The 15,132-nt window shown below is 51.2% G+C and carries 15 protein-coding genes; 3 read left to right on the top strand and 12 right to left on the bottom strand.

Going from position 1 to position 15,132, the window contains the following annotated elements:
• Positions 1-119 precede the first annotated feature (119 nt).
• The 10 genes from A3K92_RS06700 to twy1 all read right to left on the bottom strand — a co-directional run bounded on the left by A3K92_RS06700 (position 120) and on the right by twy1 (position 10,314).
• Positions 120-884, bottom strand: coding sequence for a DUF2101 family protein (locus A3K92_RS06700; protein WP_088885528.1), 765 nt, complete (start codon positions 882-884; stop codon positions 120-122).
• A gap of 12 nt (positions 885-896) precedes the next feature.
• The gene (locus A3K92_RS06695) at positions 897-2,339 is read right to left on the bottom strand and encodes a hypothetical protein (protein WP_088885527.1); all 1,443 of its coding nucleotides are present in this window, start codon (positions 2,337-2,339) and stop codon (positions 897-899) included.
• On the bottom strand, positions 2,339-4,387 hold the full coding sequence (locus A3K92_RS06690) for a hypothetical protein (protein ID WP_088885526.1): 2,049 nt from the start codon (positions 4,385-4,387) through the stop codon (positions 2,339-2,341). The genes A3K92_RS06695 and A3K92_RS06690 overlap by 1 nt, the downstream gene beginning before the upstream one ends.
• Positions 4,384-5,895: a hypothetical protein gene (locus A3K92_RS06685; RefSeq protein ID WP_088885525.1), complete on the bottom strand. Its 1,512-nt coding sequence runs from the start codon at positions 5,893-5,895 to the stop codon at positions 4,384-4,386. The genes A3K92_RS06690 and A3K92_RS06685 overlap by 4 nt, the downstream gene beginning before the upstream one ends.
• Positions 5,892-6,371 (bottom strand): hypothetical protein, encoded by a 480-nt coding sequence (locus A3K92_RS06680; RefSeq protein WP_088885524.1) that lies wholly within the window; start codon positions 6,369-6,371, stop codon positions 5,892-5,894. Before A3K92_RS06680 ends, A3K92_RS06685 begins: the two co-directional genes overlap by 4 nt.
• Positions 6,352-6,786, bottom strand: a complete 435-nt coding sequence (locus A3K92_RS06675; protein WP_088885523.1) for a hypothetical protein — start codon at positions 6,784-6,786, stop codon at positions 6,352-6,354. The genes A3K92_RS06680 and A3K92_RS06675 overlap by 20 nt, the downstream gene beginning before the upstream one ends.
• A gap of 1 nt (position 6,787) precedes the next feature.
• A complete protein-coding gene (locus tag A3K92_RS06670; RefSeq protein WP_088885522.1) occupies positions 6,788-7,396 on the bottom strand; it encodes a class III signal peptide-containing protein in 609 nt (202 codons plus the stop codon).
• Positions 7,397-7,459: 63 nt separating this feature from the next.
• Positions 7,460-8,071 (bottom strand): hypothetical protein, encoded by a 612-nt coding sequence (locus A3K92_RS06665; RefSeq protein WP_088885521.1) that lies wholly within the window; start codon positions 8,069-8,071, stop codon positions 7,460-7,462.
• Positions 8,064-9,164 (bottom strand): FtsZ/tubulin family protein, encoded by a 1,101-nt coding sequence (locus A3K92_RS06660; RefSeq protein ID WP_088885520.1) that lies wholly within the window; start codon positions 9,162-9,164, stop codon positions 8,064-8,066. Before A3K92_RS06660 ends, A3K92_RS06665 begins: the two co-directional genes overlap by 8 nt.
• A 148-nt stretch (positions 9,165-9,312) precedes the next feature.
• Positions 9,313-10,314 (bottom strand): 4-demethylwyosine synthase TYW1, encoded by a 1,002-nt coding sequence (gene twy1, locus A3K92_RS06655; RefSeq protein ID WP_088885519.1) that lies wholly within the window; start codon positions 10,312-10,314, stop codon positions 9,313-9,315.
• A gap of 122 nt (positions 10,315-10,436) precedes the next feature.
• Between twy1 and A3K92_RS06650 the strand changes: the two genes are divergently transcribed.
• Positions 10,437-11,105: a TIGR00703 family protein gene (locus A3K92_RS06650; protein WP_088885518.1), complete on the top strand. Its 669-nt coding sequence runs from the start codon at positions 10,437-10,439 to the stop codon at positions 11,103-11,105.
• Between the two features lie 179 nt (positions 11,106-11,284).
• Here A3K92_RS06650 and pdxT read toward each other — a convergent pair whose 3' ends face one another.
• Positions 11,285-11,878, bottom strand: a complete 594-nt coding sequence (pdxT, locus tag A3K92_RS06645; protein ID WP_088885517.1) for a pyridoxal 5'-phosphate synthase glutaminase subunit PdxT — start codon at positions 11,876-11,878, stop codon at positions 11,285-11,287.
• 33 nt (positions 11,879-11,911) lie between these two features.
• Complete coding sequence (pdxS, locus tag A3K92_RS06640) at positions 11,912-12,919, bottom strand: pyridoxal 5'-phosphate synthase lyase subunit PdxS (RefSeq protein WP_088885516.1); 1,008 nt, start codon at positions 12,917-12,919, stop codon at positions 11,912-11,914.
• Positions 12,920-13,059: 140 nt separating this feature from the next.
• Between pdxS and A3K92_RS06635 the strand changes: the two genes are divergently transcribed.
• Complete coding sequence (locus A3K92_RS06635; RefSeq protein ID WP_088885515.1) at positions 13,060-14,061, top strand: 2-hydroxyacid dehydrogenase; 1,002 nt, start codon at positions 13,060-13,062, stop codon at positions 14,059-14,061.
• Between the two features lie 10 nt (positions 14,062-14,071).
• The gene (locus A3K92_RS06630) at positions 14,072-15,067 is read left to right on the top strand and encodes a M42 family metallopeptidase (RefSeq protein ID WP_088885514.1); all 996 of its coding nucleotides are present in this window, start codon (positions 14,072-14,074) and stop codon (positions 15,065-15,067) included.
• The last annotated feature ends 65 nt before the right edge of the window (positions 15,068-15,132 follow it).

Genomic DNA, 15,132 nt, shown 5'->3' with positions numbered 1-15,132 from the left:
GTAGCCTTTGTCTCTCCCCATTGCAGTGCGGTGGAATCGTTGAAAATACCGAGAAAAGGCGAAAGCTTTGCCAAGACGAACCTGATAGAACCCCACCACTCGGTTTATCTCCTCATCCTCTACTCGATTTCTTCCTTTGGTTCCGTCTCCGTCTGGGAGGACTGACCCGTGTCCTCTAAATACACCTCGAGGATTCTGAGAGGCTTCGCGCTTCTAAATGCCCTATCCTCGATGAGAATTTTGACGACGCGCCCGGGTTTGGCATCCTCTACTTCAGGGAGCCAGTAATAACCGGGCTTGACGTTGGCCGCTATGTCGTCGTGGATGAAAACCCTGACGAGGTCATTCTTCACCTCCTCCACAACGCCGTAAGTGTAGTCCCTGCCGAATTTTCTCTTGAAGTACCAGCGGAAGATTAGGACGATTGCCAGGATTACCATCAGGTATGCATAGTAATAATAGACCTCGGGTTTCAGCTCTCTGAGAACCAGGTACCCCTCAAAGGAGAGGAAAGCCAGGGTGGATATCCCGTAATAGAAAAAGCGGTATGCCCCGGGGTTTATTATGAAGTCCCAGGTCTTCCTTATGATGTACCGTATATAAAGGAGCTCCACGATGAACAGGAGGGAAAGGTATGCGTGGCTCTTCAGTGAAACGGCTGTAAGTAGTGAGAGGACGAGATAAGTCAGGAAAACGAGCTGAAGTTTGAGGCTAATGAACTCGTGTGGGGTGAAGTCTTTTTTTACGAGCTTTTTCAGGAATTTGAATTCTGGTGGTCTTTCTGTTTTCTCCGGAAACGCTATGTCCTTTATCGTATTACCTATCCTTGAAACGAGTGCCTCCGTAGCTTCCCCCAGTGAGTAAAGAACTTCATCAAGCGCCATGATTTCACCTCTTCACCCTATCTGGAGGAGGTCTGATGTGCCCATTATGTATTCGGCGGTTTGCTCGTCCAAGAAGAAGTACACGTTCTTCCTGTCGGGAGAATCGGAAATGCCGTACACCCTGTAAACTTCCTTGTTGCACAAGTTCTGGGTAATTGTGAGTTTTTCTGGGAAATAGTGAGCGAGGAAGCAATAGTCTACGCTGTTCACGTTTTCATCTGGACGCCTTTGGAGAACCACTGAGAACAGCTTGTTGAGCTTTTCATCGAAGGCCTGTCCACTATGTGTTGGCACCATAAAACTGACAAGTCCGATGGGATAGTGCTTATCGCCGTAGCTGATACCCATCTCGTCCTGCATCTTCTCGGCAAGCTGTACGTAGGTGTCATGGTTCCGATCACTGCCCTCAAGTCTCTCAAAGAAAGACATTCCCCATGGAACTGCTATGTACCGTATGTCCCCGGCAATGTCCCCAACGCGCTCCATCTCGTTGATGCAGAGCATAAGGGGTTCGATGTTGTAGGCACTGGCCTTCGGGGCAGTTGAACCTGTATTGGAGCCACGTGAAACCTCCGGGAACAGGAGCACTCCGAGATCACCGTTGTGGAAGATGAGTGAATCTGTTTTAACCGGAACTCCATCCATTGTTAGGTTGGTTATGTAATTTTTTGGATCATTCTTGTCCCAGATATGTGTGGAGCTGTACCAGAAGTCCGTGCCAAATCTTCCCACTAAATAGTTAACGTTTGAAGACCCCGAGCCGTTGGCCCATATGACGGGCCTCATACCGAATTCGGGATAGGGATACTGGCATGCCTGGAGTGATCTCTGATATTCCCCTCCGGTAACTGCCGAAAACATCGGGTCCTCAAGGCCGCGGAGGTCAACGGTTGAGTAAATGTAGCCGCCGTTTGAAGGAATCTGGCCGTTGTAAACGACTTTACCCGATAAGTCCTTAACTGTCACCTGGGGGATCTTCGCCTTAATGACAATTGTAAACGCGTCAAGCAGTGCAACTGTGATGTCCGCTTTTGAGATATCCCCGGACAGAATGTAGCCCTGCTCCAGCAGGAGGGGGCTAAGGTTGGAGAACCATGTTCTGAGGGTTTGGCCTTTCATAATTCTATCCAGGTCGTAGTTTCTTATTGAAGGAGAATTACCGTTGAGTATTAAATCGGCTATCGTGTTGTTTGCCATGTCGTCTGTTATGAAGTTCCTCGTCGTTGCAACGTAATCAACGGCCGCAACTACGGCCCTCTTTCCTGAAATCTCGAGGGCTTTCTGGAACTCAAGATTGAGAAACGATACCACATCGTATGTTCTCTCCAGCTGGCTCCTCTCGCTCTGGGCAGTCATGATCTGGGATGAAATGTCCTCGTACGTCGCCAGAAGGAGAAGGAGCGGAATAATAAGAATAAGAGTGGCCGAATTCAGTAAAAAGCCCCTCCTTTTCATTATCCTTCCCTCCACACCCTTAACGTTATCTGGATGGGCTGGAAGAGGCCTGGTATGTTGCCCATCGAGGCGAAGTCTATATTCCCCTCATTTGGGAGCTTTACGAGTATGGGACTGCTCCGGGTGCCATCGCCGCCGAGGTTGTTGAAAAGCCTTATTATTGCGTCATCAACGGCGTAAGTACTCCTGTTGGCCAAGAGTTGTTCAGTGGTAACATCACAGTAGGGTGCGTCTCCAGCAAGGATGTAAGCCTGCTGTGGCGTGGCCACTGAACTGTCCTGCCAGTAGTAAGTTATGTTGTATCCCTTGCACCCGGGACGCATGAACTTTTTGAAGACATCTCCGTAACCTGCATAGGCCTTGAGGAAGTAGTAGATAATCCCGCGGGTTTCATAATCTCTGATGTAGGAATTTCCGTTCTCCATGCTTATCTCAAAGGAGTTCTCCTGCCCCGGAACCATCATCCAGTCGTAGAGTCTGGTGTAGGCAACGCGGATAGCGTACCTACCGAGGGGCCCCCTGTAGAATTCCCTTCCGTTCTCAGATAAAACCTGAGTAGTGGAACCCTCAAAGATGTATCCAACCCACCAGTCGGCGTACCACGGCTGAACGCGGGGAGGAAGGCTATACCTGACCTGCAGTCCATTGCCATCATATGTCACTCTGTTGTCGCCGTAGGGGAAATACACCGAGAGAGGAATCGAATAGAGAGTAACGGAAACGGGGGTTGTATAGGTTATGCGGACGTACGAGTCCGGATACCCGTACAATCTTCTCTCACGATCAGCACCGTCGTTGTAGTAGTCACCACCTTCGTAATACCACTTTTCATTCTCGTAATATGCATCGAAGCCAACCACGAAATCAAAGACCATCTTACTTAAATTTGAGTACGAAACGCCGAGGTTGCTGAGGGCACCTTTTATCTCCTGGTCGGTAAAACTGACAACTGCATCCCCGCTGGAGTTGGCGGATTTGGTCAGCAGAAGGGTCAAATTGCCTCCCAGACCATAGTAAAGCCTAACGGTACTAACGTTACGGATCTTAAACTTCATATTGATGCTACTTATGTTTCCCGGGACAAAGAGCTCAAAGAGGTACATAAAGCCTGTTCTCTCTGATGTAACGTCATAAACCTCAAACAAACCCGGATCCTCAACCAGAGGGCTGTCAGTTTTATATTTAACGTACATGGTAGTGCCGCTGCCGGAACCTATTTCATCCCCTTGGGCATTTGAATAGACGAGGGTTATGTTGTTTGGACCGGGCCCAAGGTAGTTTGCGAGGTTGTTCAGGTTTATCTGCCCGGGCCAACTACTGACGTTCGCACCATTTATATACAAGGTTACCATTTCTCCCTGTCGAGCAACGAACTTTCCATCGGCTTCGAGTATCTGAGCATCCCAGGGGAAGTTTATAATCCTCGTGATTGTTAGGGTATTTGATAAGGCTCCAGAAGCTAAAACCCACATCCAGCCATAGAGCTTCTCCTGGGTCGTTGTGGCCTTCGTCAAATAAGCCCTCGCCATGTATCCCCTCGGCGTCTGGTTGTAGGCGTAGCCGCTCATAACCAGTGTGGCCGGGGAGACGTCGGGGGCCTCTGAATAGTTAGAACCAACTTTCCTCAGGTAGGGGCTCGTGTAGTTGTTTATGAGGAGCTCGTAGTTGTATCCTTTCAACCTCTGATTAAGGATGTAGCCGAGGATTACTTCCGCCTTGTGGCTGAGGTTTTTGGAGGGATACAGGGGTTCGGTGGCCCAGTAGGTTGCGACTATATCAAGGGGGGTCATTTCCGGGCTCACGAGTTCTTCATCGAGGGTTCCATCATTCAACCACTCATCTACCTTTTCCGGGGGAACCAGCTGGTTCAGTGAGACCGTTCTGAGGGTCTCAAGGGTGTCTGTGGCTATGTACTCGGATTGCGACCTCATGTAAGTGGAGTAAACCTGAGAGGTACTGCTGGTTATTGCGACTATACTGGTTATGAACAGGGTTACCAGGACGAGCGAGAGCATTGCATCGAGCGTGAAAACAAACCCCCTTCTCATGAGTCATCCCACACCGTTAGTTTTACAAAGGCCTGCTCGGCCTTCGGCTCAAGGCTCCACTCTATGCTTGGCATGATGTCGATGGAAACCTCACTTCTATCCCATCCATCGAGGGAATAGAGCCACAGACCTATTACTACGTTGCTCTCCTCACCAAAGATGTCCTTGAGTGGTATTAAAATAGAGGAATTTGTTCCAGAGTAGAACCTACGAACAACACCTGGGGTCGTGTTCCCTATCAGAACTCCTTTAAGATAGCCCCCCTGCTCGTCTCTGTAGACCATCAGCCCAAGGAAACGTGAACCTGATACCGCAACGAACGTGACGTTTCCAGTGGTATTGGAGGTAGTGCTGACCGAGAGGTAAGCACCCTGAGGTAGTGGACTGGTGAGCAGGCCGTAAACCATTGGGTCCGTTGCTGACGGCCCTGCGGATAGGTTGTACTCGAGGCGAGCTATCGTTATCCTTCTCTCAACGGGCTCTACCCAAGGTGATCTGTCCATGGAGGCGAGGATGAGGTTTCTATTCTGGGTGGGAGTTCCGTTGATGACAGCGAACCAGTAGGTGGGCGTCTTCTTTTCCATGAGGTTCGTGTAGAAGGTGTAGCTGGAGGGGATCTCGGGAGTGACATTGTCATAGGCGGAAGCTGTGACGATGACGTTTCCTTGTCCGGGAGCCAGGCGGATGCGCTTCCAATCCCACTTTGTCTCCAGCTGTATCTGTAAGTTACTTTCTGGGTTCGTGAGATAAATTATAATCCTTGTGTTTTCAGGGAGAGGTCCGATTACACAGTTATTATTGGAATTATTGGAATACTTCTCGTTGCAAAGCTCCTGAGGAATATCTGCACTCGTGGTCGTTAGGTACGTGGTTGAAGCAGTGACGATTTCAATTATGTCTCCATGGTTTACTTCGATGTTTTGTCCATTGTTGCTGAGCGCTGTTATGTTCTCATTTATGTAGACGCTGCCGTTTGCTTTAGTGATCTTAATGTAACTCACGGAGAAGTAGTCGTTGCCATCGGGGCTCCCCTGAAGGTCAAACCTAAGCCCAGTACCTCTTCTATCTGCGAACGTGATGTTTGGTATGTAAACTATCGGAAATCTACCATCGATGCTCACATTGAAGGACGAGAGGTAGAACTCGAGGAGGAAGTCTTTGCCCATGCTCATGTTATTTAAAGCGCTCAAAACGGCTGGTTTATCAAAATTCAGGGCCAAAGCCTTAACCCGCCTGTAGTCGGCACCGGTTGGAGAGTAGTTACTCCCGATTCCAACGATTTTAACGGAATCAGGGTTCTGATACCAGTTGGTGGGCTCGCCTGGGGTCTTTACCATAACGTCGAGCATGTTGTCCGCTATGTTGGCCCTCTCGTACCAGCCGAGCATTGAGGTTATCTCTCCCTTTAGGGCGGATGAAGTGTTTATTACTGTGGTGAACACAAATATGACGATCACGAGGGAAACCATAGCGTCAAGGGAGAGAAGCTGGGCACGTCTCGCGCTCATTCTTTTCTCACCTCAAGGTCTATCTTAACTCTCCTCTTCCAGTGATACAGTTCCCCATCCTTCTCCGTGAACCCGCTCCTCGACTTCAGCTCCCTTTTTATGAAGTCAGATATCGCGTCTTTGAGTTGGTCTCGATCAAGGTTTTTGTGATATTCCACGGACACTTTAATGGACACTGAGCCCTCATCTTCCTGTGTTATTCCAACGCCTCTCACGATGCATCCGATTGAGGAGTAGTTGGCCGAGACTATCACATCGTTTAACGACGTGTATTTCTCGTCTTTTAAGACCACTCCGGTGTTTAAATAAGCGCAGGCGCTCTCGGCGGCCCCTCTAACGTGAAGTATGAGCTCTGAGCTGCTGTTGTTCTTAAGGTACGGCCTCACCACTAACGCCGCCCCCAGGAGGATTATCCCCGTCAGGAACAGCACCTCAAGGGCGGTCTGAGCCCTGGCTTTATTTCTTAACTGTGACACAGCTCCGCCCCCCAACGCTGACTGCAGTCACGTTAAAGCTTTCGTCCCCGGGCGTTAGCTCAACATTTGAGTCACATAGTGGAACCGGCACGTTCTGTCCGACAACGAAAGTTTTTCCGCCGAGTTCGGCCGTGATGAGTATTGTGGAATTCCTGGAATAGAGTTTTACGGTTATTTTGTCGCCGTTTGAAAGTCTGATTGGGGAGCTCTTGATTATCGTGAAGTTTGTCCCCACCGAATACGATTTAACCGCCGTGTCCCTCAGATCAACGGCAAAGGCCTTCAACTTTGCCGTGGTGTCGAGTATTCTTGCGCTCCCTATCTCACCGGATGCTATTGAGACAATCCCCGCAACTGTGACGGTTATGAGCATTACGGCTATGAGGAAATCGAATGTAATCTGCGCCCTCTTCATTTCACCCACCGGGATTTATATTTATCCTGATCTCTCCAGCTGTTGAGTTGAATTCCCAGCTGTCGGGTACATCGGGATTCCACTCTACCACTATCCTGAGGGTTGGGGGCAGGTCGTTCGGGTTTATCTCCAGGCCGTATGCCGTTGTGGAATCCATGTTAACGCTTCCACTTGGGGACCAGATTGAGCTATTGGATGACAGTATCTTCCTATACATGGATTCACTCCAGAAGGTGTTCTTATTCGGCCCTGCGAGGACCACGGCAGATCCCGTTCCGGTAATCGTTATGAACGTGCCGTTTCTGTAGGTTATAAATACTCTGGGGCTTTTTACTCCTGTCGCCTTTTCCAGCATCTGCGGATCTTTGAGATAATTTACGTGGATGTAACTGGTGGCCTTTGAACCCGGCCCCTGGGCGTAGACCTGGCTTATCGTGTTTGAGATTGCATTGGCCAGGTTCTTCTCCTCAAGTGCCACTTGTATCTTCAGGTTTTCAACAGATGCTGAACCCTCTCTAAACGTTACGTTGTTGATTGAATAAGCTAGAAGAACAATCATTATCGTGAACACAAAGAGGAATTCCAGTGAGACCTGTCCCTTCCTGCTCATCTCTCCCCCTCACATTGTTTTTGAGGTTAGGTGTATTTAACACTTGTCCATGATGAAAATTCATTACTTGGATGTATCGACAACCGCAACTGTCTCTAGGCCCTTCTTCACCGTCTTAACTTCAAAGTAGTCGTCGTTGAAGACTTTAAAGCTGAACTTCTCCGGGGCGAGGGAATGTCTTGTTAGGAGGGCTTTCATCTCGTCTATGAAGAACTGTGCGAGCTGGTGGTATATAAGATCCCTTTTTTCCCTCGTCCTGTCGTAGACCCACACCACCAGGGGCAGCGGGATTAAGCTCACTAACACCAGGGGCCGCCAGAGGTACAGGCCGGCGAGGATTAACGATAAGGACGTGGCTCCTATTAATGCGTAAAGGAAATATTCGGCCTTTTTTACATTCTTGAGCTCCTTGACCTTTGCTTCCCATATGTCCAGGAGTGCTGGGTTGTAGAAGTCGAATGCGGTGTGCCTTTTTCCTTTCCTTATCCTCTCTCTTATGAGTTCGTCCCAGTCGTCTTTGTAGTAGACCTTAAAGCCTTTTTTCATGGCCCTCTCGGCGTCTATGGAAGATATTATTCTCCTGATGTCCTCGGCGCTCTCCTCGGCTATGTGGGAATAAACTCCCTTCTCGTCCAGCTCTAGGGCAACTTCCACGGAGTCCCTTATTTCACCCATCGATCCCCTCCTCCGTCGGGTAAATGTCATCGAAGTCCGGGAGTCCATTCAGGAGGGTCTTTTTCTTTTCTTCTGCTTCAGCTTTTGCTTTCATGAAGGACTTGGCGTACCTCTTTGCCGTGATTATTATGTCCTCTATGCTTTTGCTCTCGTAAATCCCGCTCAAGAGGGTCACAACCTCAACATCCCTCTCCCGAGGATCCGGGTAGAAACCCCTGAAGATCTGCTTGCCTTTTATCCTCCCGGTCAGCTCGTCCAGGGCCTCGAATATGTCCCTAGCCTTCAGCACTTCCGGCGGGCCGTGAATTGCCACAAGACCGTAGAGGGCGGATTCAACGTTAGCTTCCAGGTAGAGTCCCTCGCTTTCGAAAGACCTTGTTATAAGCCTTGAGAGGCTTTTCACCTGATCGGCCCGGGCCTTGGCATAGCCAACCGTGGCAAAGCTTCCGAAGGCCTTGAGAACGAACTTAAGATCGCTTGCGTCAAGGGTTTGTTCTCCCGGGACGTCTATAAGCGCCAGAAGTGATGCTATTCTCTCGACTATTGTGTAGTTTATCCTCTCGTACGCTTGACTTATATCCAGATCTCCTTCCTTGAGCTTGTTGTTGTCTATGGCGATTATTGAATCGGCAACTTTTGAAAGCTTATCTATGGTTATCGCCGCGTTTATCGTTGGTCTTATCCCTTCTTCCTTTAGGGGTAGTGCCCCTATCGCAACTACCAGCGAATCCGGATATTCTTCTTTCAGGGCCTCGGCAAGAACGGGCGTTCCACCGGCTCCGGTTCCACCGCCAAATCCGAATGTGAGAAAGAATATATCAACGTCTTCATAACCCACGATCGAGGAGATCTTTTTCATGACCATGGGGAGATCGCGCTTCATGGCCTCTCTCCCCAGAACGGGGTTGGCGTTTACTCCCTTCCCCCCGGTTAGGCTCTCGCCTATCAGTATTCTTCTCTCCGGCGGAATGTGCTTTAGATAGTCTAGGTCGCCCCTTGAAGTGTTTATGGCCAGGCTCTCAAAATCCACGAGGGAAAAGATGTCTGCTATTTTAGTCCCGCACTGTCCAATCCCTATTATCAAAGCTCTCACGCCACATCACCCAATCTCAACGGTTGAAAGATCCCGTGACCTTAACCGTAATAACTCCCTCCAGGAATACATAAAGTTTTCTGGATGTTGCTTCACCATTTTAAGTGAGTTTTTGGAAAAAGAAGAGAGCTAGATTGTCTAAGCCGAATCAGTCCTTTATGAACCTTCCGTTCAGGCCCCTTCCATTGGAATCAACGTCGTCGCGCATTATGAGAACGACCCTGCTGGGTTCGTATTCGTCCTCGATGTGATAGCCGGGGAGGTGCTTAACCAGCTCCTCCGCGAAGGCCTTGATCTCCTCGTGCTTGGGCATGTTGTTGATGGTAAGCCTGTTCCTTGAGAAGCCCACAAACATGTAGGCCTTTGCCTCGACGAACATTGGGTTCGCGAGCTTTATCAGTTTGGCATAGCCTTCCGGGTTGTGCATGTTCTCGCCTTTAACAAGGGTCAGCCTTATTACCGTCCTCGTCTGAGCGTCTTTCATCAGCTTAAGAGTTTCCTTTATCCTGTCCCAGCCGTCGGGGATCATGGGAACGTTAACCCTGTTGTACGTCTCCAGGTCGGGAGCGGTGAGCGAGACGTAGAACTGGGTTGGGAGCTTGTCCTCCCTTATCATCTCCTCAAGCCTCTCGGGAACGGTTCCGTTCGTGACTATGAAAGTGGTAAAGCCCCTCTTGTGGAACTCCTCAACAAGGTCCCCCATGTAAGGATACAGCATCGGCTCGCCGGAGAGGCTTATGGCAGCGTGCTTCGGATTCCAGGCCTCTTCAAACTTCTCCTTCGGAACCTTCGGGTTGCCCTTGTAGCCAACCAAGAGCTTTCTCTGGGCCTTTATGCTCTCCTCTACGATGAAAGCCGGGTCGTCCCACGGTTCCGGTAGTTCAGTCCCAAGGAAGCCCTCCATAGGGCGCCAGCAGAATATGCAGTTGTGGGTGCACCAGGCCAAAACCGGTGTCATCTGGAGGCAGCGGTGGCTCGCTATGCCGTAGAACTTCTGCTTGTAGCAGAACCTACCCCTGGTAAGGCTCTCCTTGAGCCAGTGGCAGAGCTTTACCCCGCTGTGCCTCCCAACGAGTTCGTAGTGCTGTTTCCTGAAGAGGAGAGCGATTTCCTCAGGCATGTTTGGGTTTGATCTCACAACTATCGCCATTAGTCTCACCTAACTCCAATCTTTGTTGTGTTTTCGTCGGGTGCTTTAAAAACCTGATTGACCAACACTGTTCCCGAAAAACTTTATAAGGCCGCAATTTTATTTACATGTGGTGAGAAAAAATGCTCGAAGGCTACTACATAGTCGAGAACACAGGAGTTGTCCCCGCCGAGAGGAGGTTCAAGTTTAAAGACCTGAAGGCCTGGGGCTACGACCTTCACCTCGGAACTATTGACGGCAAGGAGGCCTACTTTGTCTCAAAGGCCGGAACCAGGGAGGAAGGCGAAACCTACACGCAGGACGGCAAGGAATATCACATTAGCGAAACCCAGAGGGAGATACCAAAGGACGCCAGGCTTCTGGCGAGGATAGTCATAGAGAGGGGTCAGCCCTACCTCGAGTTCTGGCTCGACACAGAGGAGGGCAACTTCCCGCTGGCGAAGGAGGATCCAAGACTAATCCTCCACCGCTTCTGGACCGAGAAGAAGTTCAACCAGCTGGAGAAGCACGTCGGAAGCGTGGGCTTGACTACTGACTTCTTCAAGGACAGGGTTTTCGTGAAGAGCCTGCCCCTGCCTTACGAGGAGTATCCGCCGAAGGTCAGAAGGGTTCTAAGGGAGGTCAGGGACATACACCGCGACATGACGGGCTTTGGAAGGTTCGTCTTCCAGTACTTCGGCGAGGAGGACAAGGCCCACCAGTACCGCCTCTGGTGGCTCCTGCCTACGATACACCTCTTCGACGTCGAGGTCTCAAACGAGGTGGACAAAGTCCTGGCCATGCTCGACTGAAGCGAGAAGATAGTGAAGAGACCCATCCCAGTTTATTCCCTGCTTTTCAGCCCCTTATTTTTCTCCTGTCGTTGTACTGGATAGAAACACCTGGGACGAGAGAGCTCACATATCTAACGCGTCTGCTTGGGTGAATCCGGCTTCTTTGCCTTTGAACTTTCATAGAAGAAATGATAAAATCAAAGGGCCTTCCTCAAAAAGTATTCGTGAACTCTCGTGTCGTCTGTCAGCTCGGGGTGGAACTCCAGGCCGATTATGTTGTCCTGTTCAACTCCCACAACCCTGTCCCCAAGCCAGGCTATTGGCTTTACCCTGTCGCTAAGGAGCTCCACTATCCTCGGGGCGCGGATGAAGACTCCAGTGAAGGGCTCGTCGCTGAAGGCAAGCCTAACTGGAGCCTCAAAGCTGTCCACCTGTCTGCCGTATGCGTTCCTGTTCACCTTAACGTCGAGTAACCCAAGGAACTTCTGCTCTGGCGTTGCCCCTATAACTTCCTTTGAGAGCATTATCAAGCCAGCACAGGTGCCCATTATTGGCAGGCCTTCCTCGCCGAGCTTTTTGACCGGCTCAAAGAGGCCGTTCTTCACCATGAGCCTCGATATTGTGGTGCTCTCGCCGCCGGGGATTATTATCGCGGAGACTCCCTCAAGCTGCTCCGGCTTTTTGAGCCAGATGACCTCGCCGGAAACGCCGAGGTTTTCGAGGGCTTTTTTGGTCGCATCAATGTGCTCGCTCACGTCGCCCTGGAGGCCAATAACTCCTACCTTGACCATTCCGACCACCCCAAATTAAACAGAAAAGAGAGGTCAGACGCCCCTCTCCTCTAGGCGGACTTCAAGCTCCTCAATGTCCTGGCCGCGCATGGGCTCGCCGATCTCCTTGCTTATCTCCACAAGAACGTCGGGCTCGTCCCAGTGGTTTACGGCCTCGACTATAGCTCTTGCCATCTTCGGCGGGTTGGAGCTCTTGAAGATTCCGGAACCGACGAAGACACCGTCCATGCCCATCTGCATCATCAGGGCGGCATCCGCCGGTGTGGCAACGCCACCAGCCGCGAAGTTGACGACCGGTAGTCTTCCGAGCTTTTTGATCTCCAGAAGGATCTTATAGAGTCCCTCCACGATCTCGCGGTAGGTGTAGTGGCCGTAGACCGGCTCGTTCTCAAGAACCTGCTTCGGGAGGCCGCTTATCTCTCTAACCTCAAAGGCGAGCCTGAGGTAGGGTTCGGCGAACTTCTCGGCAACACCGTAGATCTGCTCGTCCGTCATGCGCTGGATTAGGGCGATGTTGTCCTTGAGAAGGCGGACGTGCCTGACCGCTTCGATGATGTTTCCGGTTCCAGCTTCACCCTTCGTCCTCATCATGGCCGCGCCTTCCCATATCCTCCTGACGGCCTCGCCGAGGTTCCTGTTGCCGCAGACGAACGGGACCTTGAACTCGCGCTTGTCAATGTGGAAGTACGGGTCTGACGGAGTGAGAACCTCGCTCTCGTCTATCATGTCAACGCCTAGGGCCTCAAGGATCCTCGCCTCGGCGACGTGGCCAATCCTGACCTTGGCCATCACGGGAATAGTTACCGCGTCCATTATCTCCTGGATCTTCTCTATCGGTGCCATTCTGGCTACTCCGCCGGCCTTTCTAATGTCGGCCGGAACGCGGTGGAGGGCCATAACGGCCACTGCACCCGCTTCTTCAGCAATTCTCGCCTGCTCGGCGTTGGTAACGTCCATTATGACTCCGCCCTTCACCATCTTGGCGAAGCCTCTCTTCAGCCTCTCCGTTCCCTTAGCCTGGATAATATCGAGCTTTCCCATATCCATCACCTCTTCTCTTTCAGATGTGGATTTGAAAAAGAGGATATAAGCCTTTCCACTTTGTGTGAATGTTTTTACTGCCGTCTAATTCTCCCGACAGGTTTATTAACCATTTCGACGGATATCTTAACGGTGGTACCATGAGGCCGAAGGTGGCGGTTCTTTTTAAGATGAAGAGCAAACCCGTGGAAGAGCTCAAAAAGTACGCTGACGTCGAGTTCATCCTTTATCCGACTGTTGAAGAGCTCAAGAAGAGGATTGGTGAATTTGACGGCGTGATAATATCACCTTTGAACCCCTTCCCAAAGGAAGTCATCGAGAAAGCCGAGAGGCTGAAGGTGATAAGCTGTCATTCAGCTGGCTACGACCACGTTGACGTGAAAGCGGCAACAGAGCGCGGAATCTACGTTACCAAAGTCTCCGGCGTTCTGAGTGAGGCAGTCGCTGAGTTTGCCGTTGGCCTGACCATCGCTCTTCTCAGGAAGATAGCATACACCGACAGGCTCATCCGTTCCGGCAAGTGGGAGAGCCACGCCATGATATGGAGCTCTTTCAAGGACATAGAGACGGTCTACGGCAAGAAGGTGGGAATCCTCGGCATGGGAGCAATAGGGAAGGCGATAGCGAGGAGAATGAAAGCTATGGGAACGGAAATCCTCTACTGGTCGCGCTCAAGGAAGGAGGACATCGAGAAGGAGGTTGGTGCAGTTTACAAACCGCTGGAGAACGTCCTGAGGGAAAGCGACATAGTGATCTTAGCGCTTCCCGCAACTCCCGAGACCTACCACATCATCAACGAGGAGCGGATAAAGCTCCTTGAGGGCAAGTATCTGGTGAACATTGGGAGGGGAACCCTCGTGGACGAGAAAGCGGTCGTTAAGGCCATCGAGGAGGGCAAACTCAAGGGTTACGCCACCGATGTCTTCGAGAAAGAGCCAGTTCAGGAGCACGAGCTCTTCAAGTACGAGTGGGAAACCGTCTTAACGCCCCACCACGCTGGTCTCTCAAGGGAGGCGATGGAGGACATGGGCTTCCAAGCAGTGAAGAACCTCCTCGCGGTTCTGCGTGGTGAGGTTCCAAAGGACCTCGTGAACCGGGAAGTCCTCAAAATCCGCCCGCCTGAAAAAGTTAAGATGCTCTGAGGTGGTTGAGATGCTAGTTGAGGAACTCAGGGAGATAACTTCCATACCGGGCATCTCCGGCTATGAGGAGAAGGTCAGGGAAAAGCTTATCGAGTGGATAGAGCCCTACGCGGACTACACCGTTGACTCCATCGGAAACCTCGTCGTCGAGCTCGGTGAGGGCGATCTTAAGGCCATCTTCATGGCCCACATGGACGAGATAGGTCTGCTCATTACGGGAATAAGGCCCGACGGAAAGCTGACCTTCAGAAAAATCGGGGGGATAGACGACCGCCTTCTGTACGGGAGGCATTTGGATGTCATCACCGAGAACGGGAAGCTCGACGGCGTTATCGGGGCACTTCCGGTGCACCTCAACCTTGAGCGGAAGTTCGACACGGTTCCGTGGACCAAGCTCGTCATAGACATAGGTGCGAAGAGCAGGGAGGAAGCGGAGAAGCTCGGCGTTAAGGTTCTTGACTATGCCGTCTTCAAGAAGCACTTCGCGGTTTTGAACAACCGCTACGTCTCGACCCGCTCGCTGGATGACCGCTTTGGAGTGGTTGCCCTCGTTGAGGCCATCAAAGACCTCGTTGACCACGACCTCGATGGCAGATACATCTTTGCCTTCACCGTCCAGGAGGAGATAGGCCTCAAGGGCGCGCGCTTTCTGGCGGAGAAGTACTCGCCCAAGTACGCCTTTGCCGTGGATTCTTTCGCCTGCTGCGGGGACTTAACTGGCGACGTCAGGCTCGGCGGGGGTGCGGTGATAAGGGCCGTTGACAACTCGGCCATCTACACCAGAGCTCTCGCAAGAAAGGTCGCCGAAATCGCCCGCAGGAACGAGATTCCTCTCCAGGTCGGCGTTACCGGGGGTGGAACCGATGCTTCGGTCTTCCAGCACAAGAGCGAGGTCCTGGCTTTGAGCGTGCCCATCAAGTACCTCCACAGCGAGGTCGAGACGCTCCACTTAGCTGACCTTGAGGCGCTGATAAAGCTCATCGAGGCGATAGCGTTTGAGCTTTAGTCTTTTAACCCCCTTCAATTTCATGCTTAGATGGAGATGAAACAACGAGAACAGTGGAGGTGGTC

Source organism: Thermococcus gorgonarius (assembly GCF_002214385.1).
Classification (GTDB): Archaea; Methanobacteriota_B; Thermococci; order Thermococcales; family Thermococcaceae; genus Thermococcus; species Thermococcus gorgonarius.
The sequence above is the reverse complement of the archived record's forward strand: the minus strand, read 5'-3'. Positions and strand labels throughout refer to the sequence as shown.

Coding starts and splice junctions, on each gene's coding strand:
- A3K92_RS06700 (WP_088885528.1), bottom strand. CDS start 884: ATGGCGCTTGATGAAGTTCTTTACTCACTGGGGGAAGCTACGGAGGCA.
- A3K92_RS06695 (WP_088885527.1), bottom strand. CDS start 2,339: ATGAAAAGGAGGGGCTTTTTACTGAATTCGGCCACTCTTATTCTTATT.
- A3K92_RS06690 (WP_088885526.1), bottom strand. CDS start 4,387: ATGAGAAGGGGGTTTGTTTTCACGCTCGATGCAATGCTCTCGCTCGTC.
- A3K92_RS06685 (WP_088885525.1), bottom strand. CDS start 5,895: ATGAGCGCGAGACGTGCCCAGCTTCTCTCCCTTGACGCTATGGTTTCC.
- A3K92_RS06675 (WP_088885523.1), bottom strand. CDS start 6,786: ATGAAGAGGGCGCAGATTACATTCGATTTCCTCATAGCCGTAATGCTC.
- A3K92_RS06670 (WP_088885522.1), bottom strand. CDS start 7,396: ATGAGCAGGAAGGGACAGGTCTCACTGGAATTCCTCTTTGTGTTCACG.
- A3K92_RS06665 (WP_088885521.1), bottom strand. CDS start 8,071: ATGGGTGAAATAAGGGACTCCGTGGAAGTTGCCCTAGAGCTGGACGAG.
- twy1 (WP_088885519.1), bottom strand. CDS start 10,314: ATGGCGATAGTTGTGAGATCAAACCCAAACATGCCTGAGGAAATCGCT.
- A3K92_RS06650 (WP_088885518.1), top strand. CDS start 10,437: ATGCTCGAAGGCTACTACATAGTCGAGAACACAGGAGTTGTCCCCGCC.
- pdxT (WP_088885517.1), bottom strand. CDS start 11,878: ATGGTCAAGGTAGGAGTTATTGGCCTCCAGGGCGACGTGAGCGAGCAC.
- pdxS (WP_088885516.1), bottom strand. CDS start 12,919: ATGGGAAAGCTCGATATTATCCAGGCTAAGGGAACGGAGAGGCTGAAG.
- A3K92_RS06635 (WP_088885515.1), top strand. CDS start 13,060: ATGAGGCCGAAGGTGGCGGTTCTTTTTAAGATGAAGAGCAAACCCGTG.
- A3K92_RS06630 (WP_088885514.1), top strand. CDS start 14,072: ATGCTAGTTGAGGAACTCAGGGAGATAACTTCCATACCGGGCATCTCC.